This is a genomic window from Novosphingobium kunmingense (genome assembly GCF_002813245.1).
In the GTDB taxonomy this organism is placed as follows: domain Bacteria; phylum Pseudomonadota; class Alphaproteobacteria; order Sphingomonadales; family Sphingomonadaceae; genus Novosphingobium; species Novosphingobium kunmingense.
The window spans coordinates 350,660-371,276 of the sequence record NZ_PHUF01000005.1; the positions used below are offsets into that span (position 1 = coordinate 350,660).

The window sequence follows — 20,617 nt, forward strand, 5'->3', positions numbered from 1 at the left end:
GTCCTGCTAGGCTCTATCTATGCGTACCGCACTCGATCATCTGCCAGCCAACAAACAGCGGGAACTCGAACGCGTGGTCCAGATTGTGTTCGAAGAATTCGAGGATGCCTTCGCGCTGGCCAAGCACGAATGGAAGAAGGCGGGCCGCATCCTCAAGATCGTGCTCTACGGCTCCTACGCGCGCGGCGGCTGGGTCGACGAACCGCATACCGCCAAAGGCTACCAGTCGGACTACGACATGCTGATCGTCGTCAACGACAAGCGGCTGACCGACCGGGTCAAATACTGGTCGAAGGTCGATGACCGGCTGATGCGCGAATACGGCATCACCGGCACGCTCAAGACCCCCGTCAACTTCATCGTCCACACCCTGCAGGAGGTGAACGATGGGCTCGCCCACGGCCGCTACTTCTTCATGGACGTCGCGCAGGACGGGATCGCGCTTTATCAGAGCGATGATACCGAGTTCCATCAGCCCAAGCCAAAGACGCCACTGCAGGCGCTGGCCATGGCGAAAGAATACTTTGAAGAGTGGATGCCTTCAGCCAGCGGGATGATGGAAACTGCGAAGTTCAGCCAGCAACAAGCACGGTTCAAAGATGCTGCGTTCTTACTGCACCAATCCACCGAACGCCTCTACCATTGCGTCTTGCTGGTAGTGACCTTCTACACCCCCCACGTCCACAACCTCGGCTTTCTGCGCACCCAGGCCGAGCGGCTCGATCGGCGCCTGACCTACGTCTGGCCGCTGGACAACCGCAAGCACCGCGCGATGTTCGAGAAGCTCAAGGAAGCCTACGTCAAGGCGCGCTATTCCAAGCACTATCGGATCAGCGAGGAAGAGCTGAAATGGCTCGGCGAGCGGGTCGAAGAACTCGGCCAGATCGTCCACGAGATTTGCTCGGAGCGGATTGCGGCGCTCACCAAAGCCGCTGAAAAACGTAGCTGACGGTGGACCGCCATGTGGAATAACGACAATGCCATCTACGACGACGGCGAATGGATCACCTGGACGGAAATCAATTCGCATCTCGCCCAGCAGGAACTGAAAGCCCGGTATCCCAATGCCGACCTTGAGCTCATCCCGGTATTCGAAAGCCTGCTCTCTACGGCGGAGCACTATCATTTGCTCACTGGGCGACACCTGCAGGTCTATGGCGACATCGGTGAATTATACGGTGCGATAACATACGGAATCACGTTGCATCGAAATTACGCGCAGGGATCTGATGGAAAGCTAGGCAACGATTTCGTCGAGGTGAAGACGATCACTCCATTCAAAAGCAATGACATTGTTAGCCTCAACCTAAAGCGCAACTTCAGCAAGGTGCTTCTCGTCAAGATCGGTCGAGATTTCGAAGTCAGCGGCAAACTCATCGACCGCAAAGTGCTTCCCAAGGTCAAGGGCGACAGGTTGATGCTATCGTGGGGTCAGCTCCAATAGGTACTTTCAACCGGGTCTATCTAGTGGTCTGTTCACTGCGGATTGCCAAGCTGGACCGTAGGCAACCTAGCTGGGCGAAGCTGTCCGTCGGGTCTTCGTGAAGCCGCGGTCGGTCGCGATGAACCGCTCGATCATCGGCGGGATCAGCCGTTCAGGCGTCGGCGCGCCCTTGGCATCCCCGCCATTGAGCACGGTGGCATAGGTGAGAAGTTCCCGATGCAACCGGGCAGATACTTCGACTGTAAGCCGCACCGGCTTCTCGTCGGCGAGATCGGCCAGCTTCAACCGCGTCATTGCCCACCTCCGAGGACCAGATCACGTGTCACCAGCACCCGGACGGGGAAGCCGGGCCGGACGGTCAGCGTCGGTCGGACGTTGAGCTCGCGGCTCACGACCTGCTCGCCCGCACGATTGACGCTGTCCTGCGTCCCGCGACGGACTGCGCGGGTCAGATCGCCGTCGCTGCCAGCCCCCAGTTCCGAGCCGACCCCGAGCAAGGTCGAGACCAGCGCCGCCTTGAGTACGCCGCCCCAGTGGTAATTGGTACCATCCTGCAGACCGGCGAACCCGCGCGCATCGGACGTGGGCTGACGTTCGAGCACGATCGAACGACCATCTGTGAGGATCAACCGGTTCCAGGCAAGCAGGATACGGCTCTGCCCCGAAGAAATGTCGGCATCGTAATCGCCAATCAGCCGCGAGCCTTGCGGTATCAGCAGAATTCGCCCGGTCGGGCTGTCATAGACGTTCTGGGTGACCTGCGCGGTCACCAGCCCAGGCAGGTCGGAGCGGATACCCGTGATGAGCGCCGCGGGAATGATCGATCCCGCCTGCAAGATCGAAGGCGATGCCAGACCGATCAGCCGCTCGGCTGAGACGGTGCGCCGGTCGCTAGCCCGTTCCAGAAACGCCCGCTTGCGTGCGGCGTCGGGCTCCGGCCTGGCCGCAGTCGTTGCAGTTGTAGCTTCGACGGGAGGTGGAAGTGCGGCAAAGCCCGTACTCCCACTTGCCGGCGAACCACCACCGAAGAACAGGCGACTGCCCCGCGCGGCTTCTCTTTCCCGTTCTGCGCGTTGCCGGGCGGCATCGGCGGCTACAAGTCTGGGATCGACTGGAGCAACAGGCGGCTGCGCTCCAATTGGCGGAAGGGCGGCCACGTCACCACGACGCTGGGCGTCGAGGATCGGCTTGCCGAGATCTCCGGGGAGCGGGGGTCCGAGTTTGGGCACCTGACCATAATCCTTGGGCGCACCCGTGAGGTTGTCGGCCACCGCAACACCATCGGTGTTGTACAGTTCCTCCGCGCCCTTCCGGCCTGCGGGCTGAAGTGCATAGATCAGCGCACCGCTGATCAGTGCAACACCGCAGGCCGAGGCGATGCCGATGGCTTTGCGCGACAGGCGCATCACGCGCGGCGGATCACCGCGCAGCTTGACCGCGTTTTCAGGGTCGATGGTTGGCGCTTCGGTACGTTCGTCCTGATCCTCGCTGGTCATGCCCGCCCCCGCCGATTGGAGGTGATCCGCACCGTCTGTTGGCCCTTGCGTCCGCCAAGCCGCAGCTCGGCACGGGCGAACAGCCGGTCGACGATCATGTAGCGACCGGAGACCCGGTAATTGACCAACTCGGCTTCGCCTTTGGTGCCGATCACAAACAACGGTGGCAGTTCGCCTTGCGCGATGGTCTCGGGGAACTCGATGAACACGCGGACCCCGTCATCGAACGCGCGTAGCGGCCGCCAGCCGGGGCGATCGCCGTCGATTGCATAGTGGAAGTTGAGCGTCGAGAGGTCGATGCCCGTTGCTACCGGTGCGGCGCGATCCGCTGCGGCGCGGACTTGGCGCAGCGCGATCAGCTCGTCTTGCGGATAGGTCCAGGAAACCGAGGCCATATAGACCGTCGGATTGGCGTGCAGCTCGACATGATAGGTGCGCCGATCGGTGTTGATCACCAGATTGGTCGCGATGTCGGGGCGGATGGGCTTCACAAGGATGTGGACCCGCGCCAGCGGTCCGCTGCCGCTGACCGTATCGCCGATCATCCAGCGCACCGTGTCGCCGGACGCTACCGGACCCGAGCCGACCAGCTGCTCGCCTTGCTGCAGCGCGATGTCGGTCACTTGGCCGGGCTTGGCATAGACCTGGTAGAGCGCGCCCTCGGTGTAAGGAAAGACTTGGATTGCGTTGATGAACCCGGTGCGCTCGGGCTGGACCCGCGCGGCCTCCATTGCCGCTCCCACCCTGTCCTGGAGAGTGGGGCGACTCTGGGACGGGCGGGAGCGGCCCGCAGCGTGGGGAGGCTTGCGCTGCGGAAAGAGTTTGAGCTGGCCGGGAAGCGGCAGCGGCACGGGGATCGCCACGATTGCCGGATCGGAATTGAGCGCCTGCAATACCTCGTTGGGTGCCGCAGGCGATGCAGGTTGGTCCTTGGCCTGCGTGGGGGAGGCAAGCGCCGTACTCGCGGCGAGCAAAGCGACGACGACGCGGCCGTTTGCCGCTGAAAATTTGCTGATCATGATCCGAGCTCCTTCGACCAGTTGATGGCGTTGACGAAGATGCCGAGCGGGTTCTTGCGCAGGGCATCGGGTGTGCGGGGGGTCTGGACGACGATGGTCAGGATCGCGGTCCAGCGGCTCGTTTCGGCAAGGCTGCCGTCGCGGTAGCGGCGCTCGACCCACGCGACGCGGAAGCTGGTCGGCGAGGCGCGGATCACGCTGGTGACGTCGACACCGACCTGTTCCCGCCCGATCAGAGCGAACGGATCGTTGGTCCGCGCGTAATCGTTGAGCGCAAGCGCGCCTTTGTCGGTGGCGAAGTCGTAGGCGCGCAGCCAGTTCTGCCGAAGCACGATTGGATCGTCGGGCACGGCGCGAACCTGCTCGATGAACCGCGCCAGATGGAATGCGACCTGCGGGTCCGAAGGCGTGTAACCGCTATCGGCGGGGGCGACTGCCTGTGCCTCGCCGAGCTTGTCGACCTGGACCACCCAGGGGATGATCGATCCGCGCGCGCCTTGCCAAATGATCCCGCCAGTCAGGCAAGTCGAAAGACCCAGCGCGCTAAAGAAGGCGAGCCGCCAGCTCCTGGCCTGGACGCGGGCTGAGCCGATCCGATCATCCCAGACCTGCGCGGCGCGCTGGTAGGGCGTTTCGGGTTCGGGGGTCTTGCCGTAGCGGATCGAGGGTCGTCGGAACATGGCAATCAGTCCTTTTCGGAAGTGTCGATGGAAGCCCCGCCGCCGTGGCTGTCGCCAGACTTGAGCGTGTGGGCGGCAAGTGTTGCGGTGTGGGCGATGGTCTGCCGATCCTTCATCGCCTTGGCCCATGCGGGCTGCCCCTGGTCGGCATCGGCAGGTGGCTTGGCCGGCGTATTGGGTCCGGGGGTGCCAGAAGACGTGATACTGCCGCCGGTGTTGGTGATCGCGGCGCGGCTGCCCTCGCGGAACGATTGCTTCATGCCGTCGCCTGCCTTGCGCAGCGGCGAGGTCGCAGCACCGACAGCGGCATCGCCAACTGCGGCCATGCCGGAGCCGACTGCGGACGAACCTGATTTGCCTGCCGAGCCGAGCGCATAGGCCATGGTCGCACCGCCTGCGGCTCGCGAGGTTCCGTGCGCGACGTTGGATGCGGCACTGGCGACCGCGCCGCCTGCCATCCGCGCTCCGGCAACCGCGCCGGCAGCAGCACCGCCAGCAAGCAGCGCGGTTCCCGCGGCGGCACCTGCTCCCAGCTGCGGCCCGCCCGAGACGATGCCATTGGCAATACCGGGGCCGAAGATGCCGAGCCCGAGCAGCGCCAGGCTGGCGAGCACGATCGACAGCGCGTCTTCGATGGTCGGCTCACCCGAGATGGCGCTGGTGAACTCGGTAAAGATGGTCGAGCCGATGCCGACGATTACCGCAAGCACCAGGACCTTGATGCCGGAGGAAACGACATTGCCGAGCACCCGTTCGGCCATGAACGCGGTCTTGCCGAACAGCCCGAACGGGATCAGCACGAACCCGCAGAGCGTGGTCAGCTTGAACTCGATCAGGGTGATGAACAGCTGGATCGCAAGAATGAAGAAGGCGATGATCACGATCGCCCAGGCCAGCAGCAGGATGATGATCTGGAGGAAGTTCTCGAAGAAGCTGACGAAGCCCATCAGGTCCGAGATCGCCTCGATCAGCGGCTGCGCCGCATCGAGGCCGACCTGTGCGACCCGGCCCGGTTGCAGCAGTTCGGCGGCGGTGAACCCGGTGCCGCTGGCCTTGAGGCCGAGACCGGCGAAGCTCTCGAAGACGATCCGCGCGAGGTTGTTCCAGTTGCCGATGATGTAGGCGAACACGCCAACGAACAGCGTTTTTTTGACGAGCCGCGCCAGCACGTCGTCCGCCTCGCCCCAAGACCAAAACAGCGCGGCCAGCGTCACGTCGATCACGATCAGGGTTGTCGCGATGAACGCGACCTCGCCCGAAAGCAGGCCAAATCCGCTGTCGATGTAGCGCGAGAAGATGTCGAGGAAGCGGTCGACGACGCCGGTGCCACCCATGTCAGAGGCCCTTTTCTGGTTGGGGTTCGGATGACGGCGCCGGAGTCGGCGCCGCACTCGGATCGACGGCGGCTTCGCTCACGTCGCTCTCGACCCCAAGGAACCGCCGCCGCTTCTCGGCCCAGGCCGCGCGGCAGTCGGGCGAAGACAGCGCAATCTCGCCCATCGCCGCGCAGGCGCGCAGTTGGCCGGGAAGCGGATCGCCGTCCGGCTCGAACACCGTAATCACTTCCGGCAGCGGCTCGGGGCGCTCTTCGCGCAGCTGGAGCACGGACATGGTCAGCGCGATGGCGACGAACGCCCCGGCTCCGATCCGCGCGAAGAGCTTGGTGTCCATCGCCTCAGTTCCGGAACATCTGGGCGGTGGTCGGGACATAGCCGCGTCCTGGCGCTAGGAAGCGGCGGAGCTGCTCACGGGCCTGCGCCTTGGCAGCAGCGGCGTTAGCGGCATCGAGCGACTGCGCGCGGCCGAGGCTGGCGACGGTCGCGGTCAGGTCGGCGAGCTGCTGCGCCTGAAGCGCGAGCAGCTGGTTTCCAGCCTGGGCGGCCTGCAGCGCACCGGTCGCCGACTGGCTCGCGGTAACGAGGCTCTGCACCGCCGTGCGAGCGCCTTCGATGTTGCTGACCGCACCTGCCTGTACCTTGAGCGCATCTTCGAACGCGGCGACGCTATTGCGCCAGCGTTCCTCGGCACCCTGGACCATGGCGCGCTGGCTGCCGGTCAGGTCGACGTCCTTGTACTGCCGCCCGAACTCGCGTTCAATCGCCTGTACATCGAACGAGATGCGCTGGGCCTGCGCCAGCAACTGTTGGGTCTGGCGAATCTGCGCCTGGAGCGGTTCGAGCATGGTCAGCGGCAACGACTGGAGGTTGCGTGCCTCGTTGATCAGCGAAGTCGCCTGGTTCTGCAGCTGACGGATCTGGTTGTTGATCTGCTCGAGCGTGCGCGCCGCCGTCAGGATGTTCTGCGAGTAGTTCGAGGGATCGTAAACGATCCCGCCGAACTGGGCATAGGCAGGTGCTGGAACCAGCGCGGTGACGGTGATCGACAGCACAGCCGCGCCAGCGGCGAGCAGATCACGGATACGGGGGGACTTCATGGGCATTACTCCTTGGGTTGGCCCAATTGGGCGGGGGGAATGGGATCGGGGGACGGGAGCATGTCGGCGGCCCAGGCGAGGCCGCGGTGGCGCAGCCAGGCAGCGGCGAAGCCCGCCGTTCCGTGTGCTTCGGTCAGTTCGGCAATCGCCAGTTGGTCGGTCTTCGACGATGTGGCGGTATAGGCGAGCGCCACTTCGCCGAGGCCCAGCTCGAACAGCCGGTTGCCGCGCGCCGACTGGCAGTAATAGTCGCGCTTGGGCGTCGCCCGCGCGACGATCTCGATCTGCCGGTCGTTAAGCCCGAAGCGGCGGTAGATCGACAGAATCTGCGGCTCGACCGCACGCTCATTGGGCAGGAAGATGCGGGTCGGGCAGCTTTCGATGATGGCGGGCGCGATCGCGCTGGTCTCGATGTCGGCGAGGCTCTGGGTCGCAAACACCACGCTCGCGTTCTTCTTGCGCAGCGTCTTGAGCCATTCGCGCAGCTGCGCGGCGAAAGCCGGGCTGTCGAGCACCAGCCAGCCCTCGTCGATGATGATCATCGTCGGCGAGCCGTCGAGCCGGCCCTCAATGCGGTGGAACAGGTAGGACAGCACCGCAGGCGCGGCCGCTGAGCCGGTGAGGCCTTCGGTCTCGAATGCCTGAAAGCTTGCTTCGCCGAGATGCTCGACTTCGGCATCAAGCAGCCGCCCGAACGGCCCGCCGATGCAGTAGGGGGCCAGCGCCTGCTTCAAAGCCTGCGACTGGAGCAGCACGGCCAAGCCGGTAAACGTTCGCTCGGCGATGGGTGCGGTCGCAAGCGAAGTCAGCGCCGACCAGAGATGCTCCTTGGTAACCGGATCGACCGTCACGCCTTCGGACGTGAGGATCGCCTGGAGCCATTCCGCCGCCCAGTTGCGCTCGGCCGACTCGTCGATCCGCGCGAGCGGTTGCAGCAGGACTGCACCAGCACTGTCCTCGGCAAGACTGGTGCCGAGATCCTGCCAGTCGCCGCCGCAGGCAATTGCGGCGGCACGGATCGAGCCGCCGAAATCGAAGGCGAAGACCTGAGCGCGTTCGTAGCGCCGGAACTGCAATGCCATCAGCGCCAGCAGCACCGACTTGCCCGCACCGGTCGGGCCGACGATCAGCGTATGGCCGACATCGCCGACATGGAGTGAAAACCGGAACGGTGTCGAACCTTCGGTCCGCGCATAGAAGAGCGGAGGGGCGCGGAAATGTTCGTCTCCTTCCGGCCCGGCCCACACGGCTGAGAGAGGGATCATGTGGGCCAGGTTGAGCGTGGAAATCGGCGGTGTGCGGACATTGGCGTAGACATGGCCGGGGAGCGAGCCGAGCCAGGCTTCGACCGCGTTCATGCCTTCGACGATCACGGTGAAGTCGCGGCCCTGAATGACCTTCTCGACCAGCCGCAGCTTTTCGGCCGCGAGCGAAGGATCCTCGTCCCAGACGGTGACCGTGGCAGTGACATAGGCCTGGCCGACATGATCGGCTCCGAGCTCCTGCAACGCGGCATCGGCGTCGGCGGCCTTGTTCGAGGCATCGCTGTCGAGCAGCGTTGATGCCTCGTTTGTCATCACCTCCTTGAGGATCGCTGCGACCGACTTGCGTTTGGCGAACCATTGCCGCCGGATCTTTGCCGTCAGCTTGGTCGCATCAGTCTTGTCCAACATCACCGCACGGGTCGACCAGCGATAGGCGAAAGCGAGCCGGTTGAGTTCGTCGAGCAGGCCCGGGAATGTCGCGCTTGGGAATCCTACGACGGTCAGCGTGCGCAGATGCGCACGGCCAAGACGCGGTTCGAGCCCCCCGGTGAGCGACTCATCGGCCAGCAACGCGTCGAGATGCATCGGGGTTTCCGGAACACGGACCCGATGGCTGCGAGTTGAGATGCAGCTGTGAAGGTAGGTCAGCGTCTCGCTGTCATCGAGCCAGGCGACCTCAGGCACGAAGCCCTCGATCAGGCGCAACAGCCGTTCGGTGCGGTCGATGAAGAGGTCGAGCAGTTCCTTGGGGTTGATGCCTTTCTCGGCCTTGCCCTCGTAGAGCCAACTTTCGGCGCGCGCCGCGTCCTCGGCGGGCGGCATCCACAGCAGCGTCAGGAAGTAGCCGCTCTCAAAATGCGAGCCTTCTTCGGCAAATTGCGCCGCGCGTTCGCGCTCGACCAGTGCAGAAGCGGGATCAGGAAAATCGCTATCGGGATAATCCGGCGCCGGGCGGCGCACCGCCTCGACGAAGATCGCCCAGCCCGAACCCAGCCGCCGCAGCGCGCTGTTGAGCCGCGCAGTCGTCGCGATCAGTTCGGCAGGGGTGGCGCTGTCGAGATCGGGACCGCGAAAGCGGGCCGAGCGCTGGAAGCTGCCATCCTTGTTGAGCACCACGCCGGGGGAGACCAGCGCCGCCCAGGGCAGGAAGTCCGCGAGCCGGTCGGCCTTGTTCCTGTATTCGCGAAGCGAGAGCATGGCCTCAGACCCTCAGATAGGTTGGAAAGCGCAGATGGCGCCTTGCGACATCGACGAATTGGGGATCGCGCCGCGCCGCCCAGACCGAGACCATGTGGCCCAGCGCGAAAATCACGACGCCGGCGATCCACAGGCGCAGTCCAAGTCCAATCGCAGCGGCCAGCGTCGCATTGGCGATCGCCAGCCCGCGGGGCGCGCCGCCAAGCAGGATATGCTCGGTCAGCGCGCGGTGAACGGGCACCACATATCCGGCGACAGCTTCGGGCGGCGCGGTCTCCATCAGACCAGCGCTCCGCCGCCGAACGAGAAGAACGACAGGAAGAAGGACGAGGCGGCAAACGCGATCGACAGGCCGAACACGATCTGAACCATCCGACGCGCGCCGCCTGAGGTATCGCCGAACGCGAGCGCAAGGCCGGTCGCAATGATGATCATGACCGCGACGATCTTGGCGACCGGGCCCTGGATGGATTCGAGGATCGACTGCAGCGGCGCTTCCCACGGCATCGACGAACCAGCCGCATGGGCGGGGGTGGCTACGGAAAGGGCAACGAAGCCGCCGAGCATGGCAGCGGACAGGCGGGCGCGGGCGCGCGAAATGCTCTGGATCACGAAAAGACTCCTTTGGCTTGGGGGGTGATGGGAAGAATCTGGTAGTCGCCTCGGCCATCGAGCCCGGTGACCTGTGCGAGCTCTGCGAGCCGCCGACCGGTGCCGTCACGGACCAGTACGGCGATGACATTGATGGTTTCGGCGATGAGCGCGCGCGGCACGGTGACCACGCTTTCCTGGATGAGCTGTTCCATGCGCCGCAGCGTGCCGAGCGCAGATCCGGCATGGATCGTGCCGACCCCGCCGGGATGACCGGTGCCCCAGGCCTTCAGCAGGTCGAGCGCTTCCGCGCCGCGCACCTCGCCAATAGGAATGCGGTCAGGCCGTAGCCGCAGGGCAGAGCGGACCAGGTCTGAGAGAGTCGCAACGCCGTCCTTGGTGCGCAATGATACGAGGTTGGGCGCAGCGCATTGCAGCTCGCGGGTGTCCTCGATCAGGACCACGCGGTCGTCGGTTTTGGCGACCTCAGCGAGCAGCGCATTGGTGAGTGTGGTCTTGCCGGTCGATGTGCCGCCAGCGACCAGGATGTTCTTGCGGCTAGCAACGGCGGCAATCAGCGCCTCGGCCTGCCACCCGGACATGATTTCAGCCGCGACATAGTCCGCAAGCGTGAATACCGCGACGGCAGGCTTGCGGATCGCGAAGCTCGGCGCGGCCACGACCGGCGGCAACAGCCCCTCGAACCGCTCCCCCGTATCGGGAAGCTCCGCCGAGACCCGCGGCGCCTTGGCATGGACCTCGGCCCCGACATGGTGCGCGACCAGGCGGATTATCCGCTCGCCATCGGCAGCGGACATTCCGCTCCCCGTATCGGCGATCCCGGCTCCCAGCCGGTCGATCCACAGCCGCCCGTCGGGATTGAGCATGACCTCGATCACCGAAGCGTCTTCAAGCCACGCAGTGATCTCCGGCCCGAGCGCCGTGCGCAGCATGCGCGCGCCGCGCGACGATACTGGCGATTGGATTGGGATGACGCTCATGACTTGCCTCCTGTGAGCGGGGCAACCGACCATCGGCTGGGCCCGCGAGGCAGATCAAAAGGACATCAGAATGCCGGAAGGCAACACCTTGATTGGTTCGGCGTATTGCGGCGCAAAGCGAGAAAGGAATGGCGGTTAGCCGGCCAACCGCTCTTTGCCATCCAATCGCCGGCTAAGCGCCTGAACAAAGCTGTCGTACCGATCTTTGCCCTTGGCTTGGGCGGCTGCACTAGCCGCATCCGGCAGCGGTGGGTTGGCCGTAAGCCAGGAACGCACGAATAGCGCCAAAGCTTCATTGCCAACCTCAACACTGCGATCAAGCAACTCAAGCTGGCGCACGACACGGTCAATCCTACGACTAAGGGCGGCTTCCATCCGCTCCGACCCGTCGGGCGACAGGAACGATACCAGTGCGGCTTCCACGACTTCTGCCTGGGAGACCCGACGACGTATCGCCATTTCGGCCAGTTGGCTTGCAACCTCCGGCGATAAACGGAATGTGTGCTTCGATTTCACAGCTTGATCCCATCGCCGGGATCCAGTGCGGCCTGACGAGAGTTCGCGACCATCCTGGCACGAAGCCGCTCCGACCGCGCTGTATCGTCGTCAATTTCATCGCCATTGTCGAAGTCGAACTCGTTGACCTGAAGGTTCGACGGAGGAACGATCTCGACGTGCAGCGGCAGTTCCGGTTCTCGCCGAACTCCGCCATTAGCTTCACCCTCGCCGCCCGATGCGCTGAGCATCGTTGATCGAGCAGGCTGCACAACCGGTAATGGGCTCCAATCGTCAGGTGGCCGCTCGCCCGCCCGATCAGTTTTGGGCGTCAGCAGTTTCCGGATCCGGCCCTGCAACCGGGGATCGGCATAGTAGCGCGCCTTCTTCGCCCGCACCGGCGGCGCACCGGACAGCATCACGATCTCGTCGGTCTCCGGTAGCTGCAATATCTCGCCCTGGGTCAGCAGCGGCCTTGAGGTTTCTGAGCGGGAAATCATGAGATGCCCCAACCACGGTGACAGCCGATGCCCGGCATAGTTCTTCATCGAACGCTGCTCGGTCGCAGTACCTAATGACTCCGAAACGCGTTTGGCAGTGCGCTCGTCATTGGTGGCGAAGGCCACACGGACATGGCAATTGTCTAGGATCGAGTTGTTCGCGCCGTAGGCCCGCTCGATCTGGTTCAGCGACTGGGCGATGAGGAAGGCCTTGATCCCATAGCCCGCCATGAACGCCAGCGCGCTCTCGAAGAAGTCGAGCCGACCCAGTGCAGGGAACTCATCAAGCATGAGCAGCAACCGGTGCCGGTCGTTGCCTGCTTCCAGTTCTTCGGTTAGCCGCCGGCCGATCTGATTGAGGATCAGGCGGATCAGCGGCTTGGTCCGGCTGATGTCGGACGGAGGCACGACCAGGTAAAGTGTTACCGGCCGTTTGCAATCGACCAGATCAGCGATCCGCCATTCGGAGCGGCGCGTGACCTCGGCGATCACCGGGTCGCGGTAGAGTCCGAGGAAGGACATGGCAGTCGAGAGAACCCCGGATCGTTCGTTCTCTGACTTGTTAAGCAACTCGCGAGCGGCGCTGGCGATGACCGGGTGCGGACCCGCTTCGCCCAAGTGCGGCGTCGTCATCATTGCCTTCAGGGTGGTTTCGATTGTGCGGCCCGGGTCTGAGAGGAAGGCGGCAACGCCGGCGAGTGTCTTGTCAGCTTCGGCATAAAGGACGTGGAGGATTGCTCCGACCAGCAAGGCGTGACTGGTTTTCTCCCAGTGATTGCGTTTTTCCAGACTGCCTTCCGGATCGACGAGGACATCTGCGACATTCTGGACATCGCGCACTTCCCAGATTCCGCGGCGCACCGCGAGCAGGGGATTGTAGGCGGCAGATTTGAGATTGGTCGGGTCAAACAGCAGAACGCGGCTGAAGCCTGAGCGGAAGCCAGCGGTCAGCTCCCAGTTTTCGCCCTTGATATCATGGACAATCACCGAACCCGGCCAGGTGAGCAGGGTCGGAATGACGAGGCCGACGCCCTTGCCCGAACGGGTCGGCGCGAAGCACAGCACATGTTCGGGGCCGTCGTGGCGCAGGTAGTTGTTGTGGAATTTGCCAAGCACCACACCCTTTTCGGCGAAGAGCCCCGCCTTGGAAATGTCACTGCGGGTTGCCCAATGAGCCGAACCAAAGGTGTTGGAACCCCGGGTCTCCCGGCCGCGCCAGACCGACATGGCAATGGCCACTACGATTGCAACGAACCCGCCCGACGTGGCGATCATCCCAGCTTTGTCGAAAATTTTCGGTGCATAAGCATCGTAGGAGAACCACCACCAGAACAGGTCATAGGGCCGATAGATGCGGTGGCCGAACAGAGAGAACCACGGTGCACCGAGTTCGCTTTGGAAGCCGAGCGCCGAGGCCGTCCACTGCGTTGCGGCCCAGACACTAGCGAGGATGATGAAAGCTACGGCCAGCACTTGGCCCCAAAGGATTTTCGCAGCGGACATGGCTATGCTCCTTCCGGTTTTGGAAGGCATGTCTGCGAGTCACAATTGGTGCAGCAAGCCTCAACAAGCTGCAGGCGCAGCCTGGCGAATGATCGGAAGGGATGGCGGAAACAGCACGGCAGGATCCCATGTTGGCTCACCGCCAGTGAATCATGACATACTGACAGGGGATTTCAGTAAAGGCCGTGCCAGACCCCGCAGGTTATCGCAACGTACGCGGCATCGTGGAGCCATTCGACAGCGGTGTCGAAATTGACGGCCATGGACCGGCGCTCGTTGTCTACTCGCGATCCGACTAGATGGTTTCGATCGGCAGGAGGAATTGCCCGTCGGCGTCGGCATGAAGACTGGCCCGGATACTGATTGGGCCGAGGTTCCTCATCGCGCTTAAGGTTTCCTCGCGAGCTATGCGTTTGCTGAGCCAGCGGCGACGCCAGGCGGCGGCGATATCAACACTCGACGCGGCGAAATGCCCCCCCCCCCCGAGGCCAAGGAGGGCCGTCCGCGACCCAGGGCTGAGTTCGCAGCCGTAAAAGATGCGCGGGGTCGCATGGTGCAAAATGGTATCGCTTTTCAGACCCAGTGCATCGAGCCCCTCACGGATCTGGCGGAGGCGCGGGCTGGTGCCTTCTCCGAAGCGGTTGTTGACGCGGCGTGCGTCATGTCGCGCGAAGGCCATGCTGCGCAAGGCGTGTGCGGTCTCGGCGCCGAGGTGAAGTGTGCCGAAGCCACCTGTCAGGCTCTTGCCAATCGTGCCCCATTTCAGATCGAAAGGCAGCCCGGGATGCTCTTTGGCTCGGAGCGTCAGGCGATTATATTGGCTGGAACCCACGCCGTAGAGGCTCGTGGTCGTGACGATCCGCAGGTTCGCCGATTTGACGATCGGACGGCCGGCCATTTGGGAGGCAATGACGCTGATCTGGCCGCCATAGCGACGTTCATAGGCATCGCGAACTTCCTGCGACGCCAGCAAAAGCGCGACCAGCTTTCCGGACAGCAATTCGTTATACGGTTGGACCGCACCGCAAATACTCACGTCAGCCACTTCGCTTGAAAGCCCCGCTTTGCGAAACTCGGTCAGGACAATGTCGAGGGCGCGGCGCCCATCTCGCGAAGCGAACAGCAATGGCAGCGCGGTGGCGGGCGACCGCCGGAGCCGCGCTGTGCGAAAGACTTGCTTGGCAAACAGCAGCTTCGCCATGCCCTCGGCGCGCTTGCGAACGAAGAGAAGGTCTTCCGAGGCGGCTTGCCAATCCGTCTCGGCATTGGCGGTTTTAAACGTGCCGCGATGGGGGCGCATATCGTCGCCTTCTTCGCGGTAGGTCTCGAAATGGGCGCGAAGCTCAACCTCGCGGGCGAAGGCGGCGCCTGCGGCGCGTTGCTCAAGCCGCATCACGACAGCTTCGGTCGGATTGAGGATTTCCGTGGGGGTGACCAAATCATCCCAGCGAATGTCAGCGATTGACGCCTCAATGCGCTGCCAGATCGCCTTGCAAAAGACCTTGGGGCACCATTCACCCGATACAATGCGTTCCTCGGCTGATTCACGCAGCCAGCCAATCCAGTTATCGCGGGTCGCGAGGCGCATCACCGGGCTCGCGAGCATGCCGATACCCATGATGGGGCGGTTGGGTCGCGCGGCATTGCGGATGAGCACCATCATCTGCCGTCCGGGGATCGAGCGATACTCGTGCGCCCACGTGTGGCGGAAGTAACGCCAGACATCGATCAGCGGAAGGCCGGTGTCGGTGCAGCGAAGGCCAGCCTCGCAAACTTCAATGACCGGATCCACGACGCCTGCCAGAGCTGCGTCGCGCTCGGTAACTGGCAGCGCGTTGATGCGCGCGAGATCGGCGGCAAGTTGGCTGCCATCATCGATCAGATCGACGATGGAGGACGGGCGCCCATTTACCCGGACACGGCGGCGCTCGCATCGTTCGAAGAATTTGCGCACTGACGGCTCGGCAAGTTGGCGACGCCGCGCGGCTTGAAGCGCCTGGCGGACGCGCGACTTGATGTCATCGACTGATTCGGTGTCAGCACGGACTAGCCCGGGCGGGGCAAAAGAGATGTTGCCGCCCTTGGTGGTAACTTGCCAACCCTGCTCGAACAGGTCGGCGACCAACAGGCAGATTGCCCGCAACTTAAGGCTATCGCCATCATCAACGTAACGACGGGCGAGCGAGCGCAATTCTTCGGCAAATCCAGGAACTGGTTGGCTCTCGAACCCGATAAACTCTTGCAATCTCTTGTGTTCGTCTGGCGCCAGAAAAGGCGAAAACGCGCGCGATCGATCGGCATCAACTGGATTTACGTTCGCGGACACCCTGCCTCCAGATCGATTAGGTCGCTTTGCGCCCCTCGACCCCTATCGCAAAACTGGCGCGCTTCCGCTAGCCGCCATCGCTCGAATCATCGGGCTCGGGATCGATTTCGTCGCCGGCCGCGAGATGCGAGGCCATCATGCCCAGTGCTTGCTCGAGCCGGCGGGACCACTTGAAAATCTGGCGTTGCTGATCCGCAGCGCTGCGTTCATCGTCGTTGAGCAAGACATCGCCAAAACTGAACAGCATTAGTTCGAGCGCAGCGCGGGTCTCGGCAGATGAATTTGTGCCGGCATAGATGTCCTCATAAAAGGCATGGGCGGAATTGATGTGAAGTGTTCGCGCGCCTTCCTGCAGGTCGACGCGGAAGAAGGGTGCGCCGGGCAGATGCTCGAAACGGAGGCGATACGGTGATAGCCGCAATTCGAGCGCCAGTTGGCGATCGCCGTGATCGGGTAGTGCCAGCCCTGCGCTGCCGCTCATTGCACGCTCGGAAAGAAGGCGCTCACCGGTCCTGGGCGTAAAGGCAGCGATCCGCCGGGCGAGCTTGGCTTCCTTGACCTTGATTCGCAGTTGCTCGATTGCTTTCGGAAGCCCAGCTTCGCGCAACTTGTCCCAAACAAACTGCGATATGGTGACCTGCTGCTTGGATGTGGTGACGCCGAAGGGCTCATCGAGCGTGGCGGCGAATTCAACCTCGACCTTGATGTAGCGATCGTTGTTGATGAAGTTGGTCCAGGGCGTGCGCGTCTGGACGTCGATCAGTCGCCCATTCCGGCTAAACAAGATGCCGTGATAATCCTTGAGGATTGCGAACCGCGGATTGGCGTTGAGCCCAACCGCGTCGCGGCCCTTGTCGACGGAGCCGAAGCTGGGCGGAAGCCAGGCATAGCGCAGCGTCATGGCGCCCTTGTAAGTGCCGGTTTCGGGATCGCGAACCTCGATCCGTACCGGATCGAGGGGACGTGCGCGATCGTCGTCGAGGTCGTAAAGGTGAAATTCGGGGGTCAGGAACAGTGGGTCGATCGGCTCGACATATTCATTGTCGACGAATAGCGCGGCCTCGCCGCGCAGCTTATGATAAGTAACCCCGAACTGGCGGCACAGGTTTTCACGCAATCCCTGCGTGGTCGCCCATTCGAGCCGGTCGAGCTTCTCGATGAGAATGACCGTACCCGAGATCCAGCCGTGCGGATGGGCCGCTGCGATCTGTTCGGCTACGAAGGCCGGCAGCGTTGCTTCAATGGGCTCCGGGACGATGATATCGCCGATACGGTCGGTATAGGCACCGGCAGACAAGGCATCGAGATCGAGCGAGACGGCGTGAACCGCGCCATCGGCGACTTTCGACAGGACCGTGAAGCGGCGGCCAAGGCTAACGGAAGCGCAGGGAAGGCCATAGCCGTAGCGGCCAAGTCCGCTCCGGTCGTTTTCGCGGTGTGTGCCGCCCCACATCACGGCCATGCGGATCATCGCCGGCTCCATTCCGTGACCGTTATCGATTACAGCGAGTTGGAGGGGCTTTTTGAGCGAGGTTGTGCCGTCATAGCCGAAGGCGACATCAATGCGATCGGCGAAGGCCTGGAGCGCATTGTCGATTAGTTCAGCGATGGCATCGCCGTTGCTGCGATAGCCCAAGTCGCGGATGCCCCGAACGAAGGCTTCGGGCACGACTAGCCCAAACTTCGCCCGTTCGCCGCGATCCTCGGCATAGGCGCGTTGCGCGGCGAGGACCGACCCGATCCCCGCCCCGCGTAGTGTGTCTGGTCCCGAGGCCATGTGACTAGGCGGCGGCCAGGGCCGCCGAGAGCGCGGCCACTTCCCGGTAGAGCTTGAAGCGATCGAGCCCGACCGCCTGCGCCGCCGTGTCGACGCGGACGCCGTCGAGGCAGATCAGGCGCAGCGCCGAGGCGACGTTCAGCGGGGCGCGGCGGAGTGCCCAGTCTCCGTCGATGCGATCTTCGACCTGCTTCATCGCTACTGCGGCGGCCGGGCTCTGGAACTGGTCGAAGTCGATATAGGGCGTGTTATCGGTGCCGATGACGGTGGCGCGCTGCAGGTGGTCGCCCTCGGCGATCCAGCCGATATCCTCGGCGGCAACGCGCTCGGGCGGCGCGCCGTCACGCGCCTTACGGGTGCGGCGGCCGGGGGGCGCGTAATCGGCACGCACGACGCGGATCGCAACAAAGATGGCGCGGCGGAACAGTGCCAGGCCGCTGAGGCGCTCAAGGGCACCCGCGCCGATACGGAAGAGTTCGACGAAAGCCTGCTGGAAGATGTCGTCGTGCAGATCCTCGGGCAGATCGCTGCAGAGCTTGCCGGAGATGACGCCGCAATAACGCCTGGCCTGGAGGCCGAGGCGCTGGTGATTATAGGGCTGTTCAGTGACAGCGGCTTCGATAAGTGTGTTCAATGAGACACCGCGCATGACGGAGTCCTCCTTTCGCTGCTAGGGCCTTCAAAAAATCAGCTTGAAGGCCGTTGCAGCGTCCCGGGGACATGACGGCTCATGGCCGCACCTACACTGGTCTCGAACTGATACTTACACATACGCCACGATGTCGGCCCGATGTGCGCGGGCCTTAACAAAATGGGCGGGAGTGCAGGTGCACCCCCGCCCGAACATTCATTCTGCTGCCTCCAATTCCGCGATGTCGCCATCGATCTGCTGCTCGGCCTCGGCGGTCTCCTCGTCGAGAGGGGCCAACTTCTGCTGTAGTGAGCGATACGCGTCGGTGAGAAATTCACTCCACTTGCGCTCACGCTGGGTGAGGTAGAAGTTGGCGGTCTCTTCGTTCTCGACCGCGAGTTCGGCGCGCGCGAGCGCGATCAGCAGCACGTCGAGCGCTTGCTTGGCCTGCCCGCCCGCCGGGAGATTGAGAAGCGGGCTGTAGAGCGTCTGGAAAAACGGATGCTCGCGATTGATGATGACGCCGATCTGCGAACCGTTGAGCCATTCGGGCTTGAAGAACGGACCGCGCGGCTCGTCGTAGAAGTCGATGACGTATGGCCGCTTGCTGGCCTCGGCCTCGAGCGCAACGCGCGCGGCATCGACCGATGACGCATCGACCTTGGCGCGCTCGGCGACCTTCACTTCGAACTTTTCGCGAACCTCGGCCTTCACACGCTCGGTGACACGCGGCTTGTGGCCGGTCATCGTGTCGGCGGCGGCAGCCGCACTCTCGGCGGCGGTCGGCTCGGGCGACCGCTGGGCTTTGGCCTGGCGCAGCTTTTCGCGAGCGGCCTTGCGGATGTTGCGCTGTTCGGATTGCTCGCGGCCAAGTTGCTCATCGATTTTCTCGGATGCGAACAACCGCCAGAGATCCTCAATGGGCCGCACCGTCTGCTTGTCGTTGGTGATGCCGAACACTTCGTCGAGATCGGGATCGAACTTGACCTCGACGCCCCAGTGATAGGCATAGGACTGGAGCAGTGGCCAGTTGCCGAGCCCCTTGGCCTGATCCTTCACCGACTTCGGAAAGACGTCGACTGTCTCGATCTCGCGGCCAGCGCGGACAAAGGACATGCCGCGACGGGTCTTGCGGATTTCGAACCGGCGATTGGCGTCGCTCGCCGCCTTCTGCCCCTTCGGTGCGGCTTCGGCGAAGCCATATGGGAAGCGCGAAACTCGGACATAAATCGCGCCTGCGGCCTCCAGGCCGGGATCAGCTCGATCGATCTCCGAGAGATCCTCTATCTTGGTTAGGGCCATCTGCCCGGTATCGGGGTCGCGCGCATATTTGACCGCGATGCTGTAGTCGGCGCTCTGCTTGGCGCCGCCCTTGGTTTCGTCGAGAAAATAGCGGGCGTGGTCGGTCAGAAACAGCGGATCGACCGCAGCAACCCGGGTCTTGTCGATATGCAGTTCGACCTTGTCGAGAAGGTAACGATAGGTGACGCCGAAATCATCGAGCAAGTGCTCTTTCATCAGTGCGGGCGTGCGGTATGTCAGGCGGTCCGGATCGACCCACACGACGACAGTGCCGTGCTCGAAGGCTAGGCCAGCTTTGTCGAGGTAGGTCTGTACGAAATCAGGCAGGGCGGCATCAACCGGCTCCTCGATCGAATGAAGGCCGTGAGTTTTAACCTTGCGGGCATCGAGTGTCGCCTTGGTGATGGTCGGCGAATCCGCGGTCTTGGTATAGACCTCGACCAGACGGGTCTGGTTGATCGATGCGTTGGGCAAACCAAACCCGAACTTCCCAATGAACCCAGGATCGTCGAAGTGGGTGCCCGATCCCCAAGAGAGCGCATAGCGAGCCATCTTGGGCAACATACCTGAGCCATTGTCGATGAACGCCATCGCGAAGATGGTGTCGGCACGCTGGTGCGCCTTCAACTGCTTGGGTCGCTCGAAACAGATGTCGATACGCGTCGCTTTGGCCTCGATCGCGTTGTCGACGATCTCCCTGGCAGCTGCGGCGGTGTTGCGATAACCGCTGCGACGTTGGGATTCGAGCGCCTGAGCGGCGTTGAAGAGTGGAAACTGATAATCGTCGGGCAGCCGTGCAAGATACTTCTGCTGGCGCTCAACCTCGGTGAGCAAGCGATCGCTTGCGGTGTCGTCGATAGACATGATGTCCTCCGTTGTTCACGGCGCATGGCCGCTGGTGGCATCCCTACTATGGCCAAGCACTATGCCTGATGTGCGCCGAACCGCAATTAATT

The 20,617-nt window shown here is 63.2% G+C and carries 19 protein-coding genes; 2 read left to right on the forward strand and 17 right to left on the reverse strand.

Annotation, left to right across the window (positions count from 1 at the left end; all coding sequences use genetic code 11):
• The first annotated feature begins 19 nt into the window (after positions 1-19).
• Positions 20-949: a HEPN domain-containing protein gene (locus B0I00_RS14445; RefSeq protein ID WP_100868095.1), complete on the forward strand. Its 930-nt coding sequence runs from the start codon at positions 20-22 to the stop codon at positions 947-949.
• A 12-nt stretch (positions 950-961) separates the two neighbouring features.
• On the forward strand, positions 962-1,444 hold the full coding sequence (locus B0I00_RS14450; RefSeq protein ID WP_100868096.1) for a hypothetical protein: 483 nt from the start codon (positions 962-964) through the stop codon (positions 1,442-1,444).
• A gap of 66 nt (positions 1,445-1,510) precedes the next feature.
• Here the strand turns inward: B0I00_RS14450 and B0I00_RS14455 are convergent, their stop codons facing one another.
• The 17 genes from B0I00_RS14455 to B0I00_RS14535 all read right to left on the reverse strand — a co-directional run bounded on the left by B0I00_RS14455 (position 1,511) and on the right by B0I00_RS14535 (position 20,525).
• Positions 1,511-1,738: a DUF2274 domain-containing protein gene (locus B0I00_RS14455; protein WP_100868097.1), complete on the reverse strand. Its 228-nt coding sequence runs from the start codon at positions 1,736-1,738 to the stop codon at positions 1,511-1,513.
• Entirely contained in the window at positions 1,735-2,940 is a 1,206-nt protein-coding gene (locus tag B0I00_RS14460) for a TrbI/VirB10 family protein (RefSeq protein ID WP_100868098.1), read from the reverse strand. Before B0I00_RS14460 ends, B0I00_RS14455 begins: the two co-directional genes overlap by 4 nt.
• Entirely contained in the window at positions 2,937-3,959 is a 1,023-nt protein-coding gene (trbG, locus tag B0I00_RS14465) for a P-type conjugative transfer protein TrbG (RefSeq protein ID WP_100868099.1), read from the reverse strand. Before trbG ends, B0I00_RS14460 begins: the two co-directional genes overlap by 4 nt.
• Entirely contained in the window at positions 3,956-4,639 is a 684-nt protein-coding gene (gene trbF, locus B0I00_RS14470; protein ID WP_100868100.1) for a conjugal transfer protein TrbF, read from the reverse strand. The genes trbG and trbF overlap by 4 nt, the downstream gene beginning before the upstream one ends.
• 5 nt (positions 4,640-4,644) lie before the next feature.
• Positions 4,645-5,973, reverse strand: a complete 1,329-nt coding sequence (trbL, locus tag B0I00_RS14475) for a P-type conjugative transfer protein TrbL (RefSeq protein WP_100868101.1) — start codon at positions 5,971-5,973, stop codon at positions 4,645-4,647.
• Position 5,974: 1 nt separating this feature from the next.
• Positions 5,975-6,310: a putative entry exclusion protein TrbK-alt gene (gene trbK-alt / locus B0I00_RS14480; protein WP_100868102.1), complete on the reverse strand. Its 336-nt coding sequence runs from the start codon at positions 6,308-6,310 to the stop codon at positions 5,975-5,977.
• A gap of 4 nt (positions 6,311-6,314) precedes the next feature.
• On the reverse strand, positions 6,315-7,073 hold the full coding sequence (gene trbJ, locus B0I00_RS14485) for a P-type conjugative transfer protein TrbJ (protein WP_100868182.1): 759 nt from the start codon (positions 7,071-7,073) through the stop codon (positions 6,315-6,317).
• Between the two features lie 5 nt (positions 7,074-7,078).
• Positions 7,079-9,535, reverse strand: a complete 2,457-nt coding sequence (gene trbE / locus B0I00_RS14490; RefSeq protein WP_100868103.1) for a conjugal transfer protein TrbE — start codon at positions 9,533-9,535, stop codon at positions 7,079-7,081.
• A 4-nt stretch (positions 9,536-9,539) separates the two neighbouring features.
• Complete coding sequence (locus B0I00_RS14495; RefSeq protein ID WP_100868104.1) at positions 9,540-9,815, reverse strand: VirB3 family type IV secretion system protein; 276 nt, start codon at positions 9,813-9,815, stop codon at positions 9,540-9,542.
• Complete coding sequence (locus tag B0I00_RS14500) at positions 9,815-10,135, reverse strand: TrbC/VirB2 family protein (protein WP_408635253.1); 321 nt, start codon at positions 10,133-10,135, stop codon at positions 9,815-9,817. The genes B0I00_RS14495 and B0I00_RS14500 overlap by 1 nt, the downstream gene beginning before the upstream one ends.
• A gap of 8 nt (positions 10,136-10,143) precedes the next feature.
• Positions 10,144-11,127: a P-type conjugative transfer ATPase TrbB gene (gene trbB / locus B0I00_RS14505; protein ID WP_100868106.1), complete on the reverse strand. Its 984-nt coding sequence runs from the start codon at positions 11,125-11,127 to the stop codon at positions 10,144-10,146.
• A gap of 135 nt (positions 11,128-11,262) precedes the next feature.
• Complete coding sequence (locus tag B0I00_RS14510; protein ID WP_100868107.1) at positions 11,263-11,643, reverse strand: ribbon-helix-helix protein, CopG family; 381 nt, start codon at positions 11,641-11,643, stop codon at positions 11,263-11,265.
• Positions 11,640-13,625, reverse strand: coding sequence for a conjugal transfer protein TraG (locus B0I00_RS14515; protein WP_100868108.1), 1,986 nt, complete (start codon positions 13,623-13,625; stop codon positions 11,640-11,642). Before B0I00_RS14515 ends, B0I00_RS14510 begins: the two co-directional genes overlap by 4 nt.
• A gap of 295 nt (positions 13,626-13,920) precedes the next feature.
• Entirely contained in the window at positions 13,921-15,951 is a 2,031-nt protein-coding gene (locus B0I00_RS14520) for a Druantia anti-phage system protein DruA (RefSeq protein WP_100868109.1), read from the reverse strand.
• A 67-nt stretch (positions 15,952-16,018) separates the two neighbouring features.
• Complete coding sequence (locus B0I00_RS14525) at positions 16,019-17,728, reverse strand: ATP-binding protein (RefSeq protein WP_100868110.1); 1,710 nt, start codon at positions 17,726-17,728, stop codon at positions 16,019-16,021.
• Positions 17,729-17,732: 4 nt separating this feature from the next.
• The gene (locus B0I00_RS14530; protein WP_100868111.1) at positions 17,733-18,377 is read right to left on the reverse strand and encodes a hypothetical protein; all 645 of its coding nucleotides are present in this window, start codon (positions 18,375-18,377) and stop codon (positions 17,733-17,735) included.
• 198 nt (positions 18,378-18,575) lie between these two features.
• On the reverse strand, positions 18,576-20,525 hold the full coding sequence (locus B0I00_RS14535) for an ATP-binding protein (protein WP_100868112.1): 1,950 nt from the start codon (positions 20,523-20,525) through the stop codon (positions 18,576-18,578).
• Between the last annotated feature and the right edge of the window lie 92 nt (positions 20,526-20,617).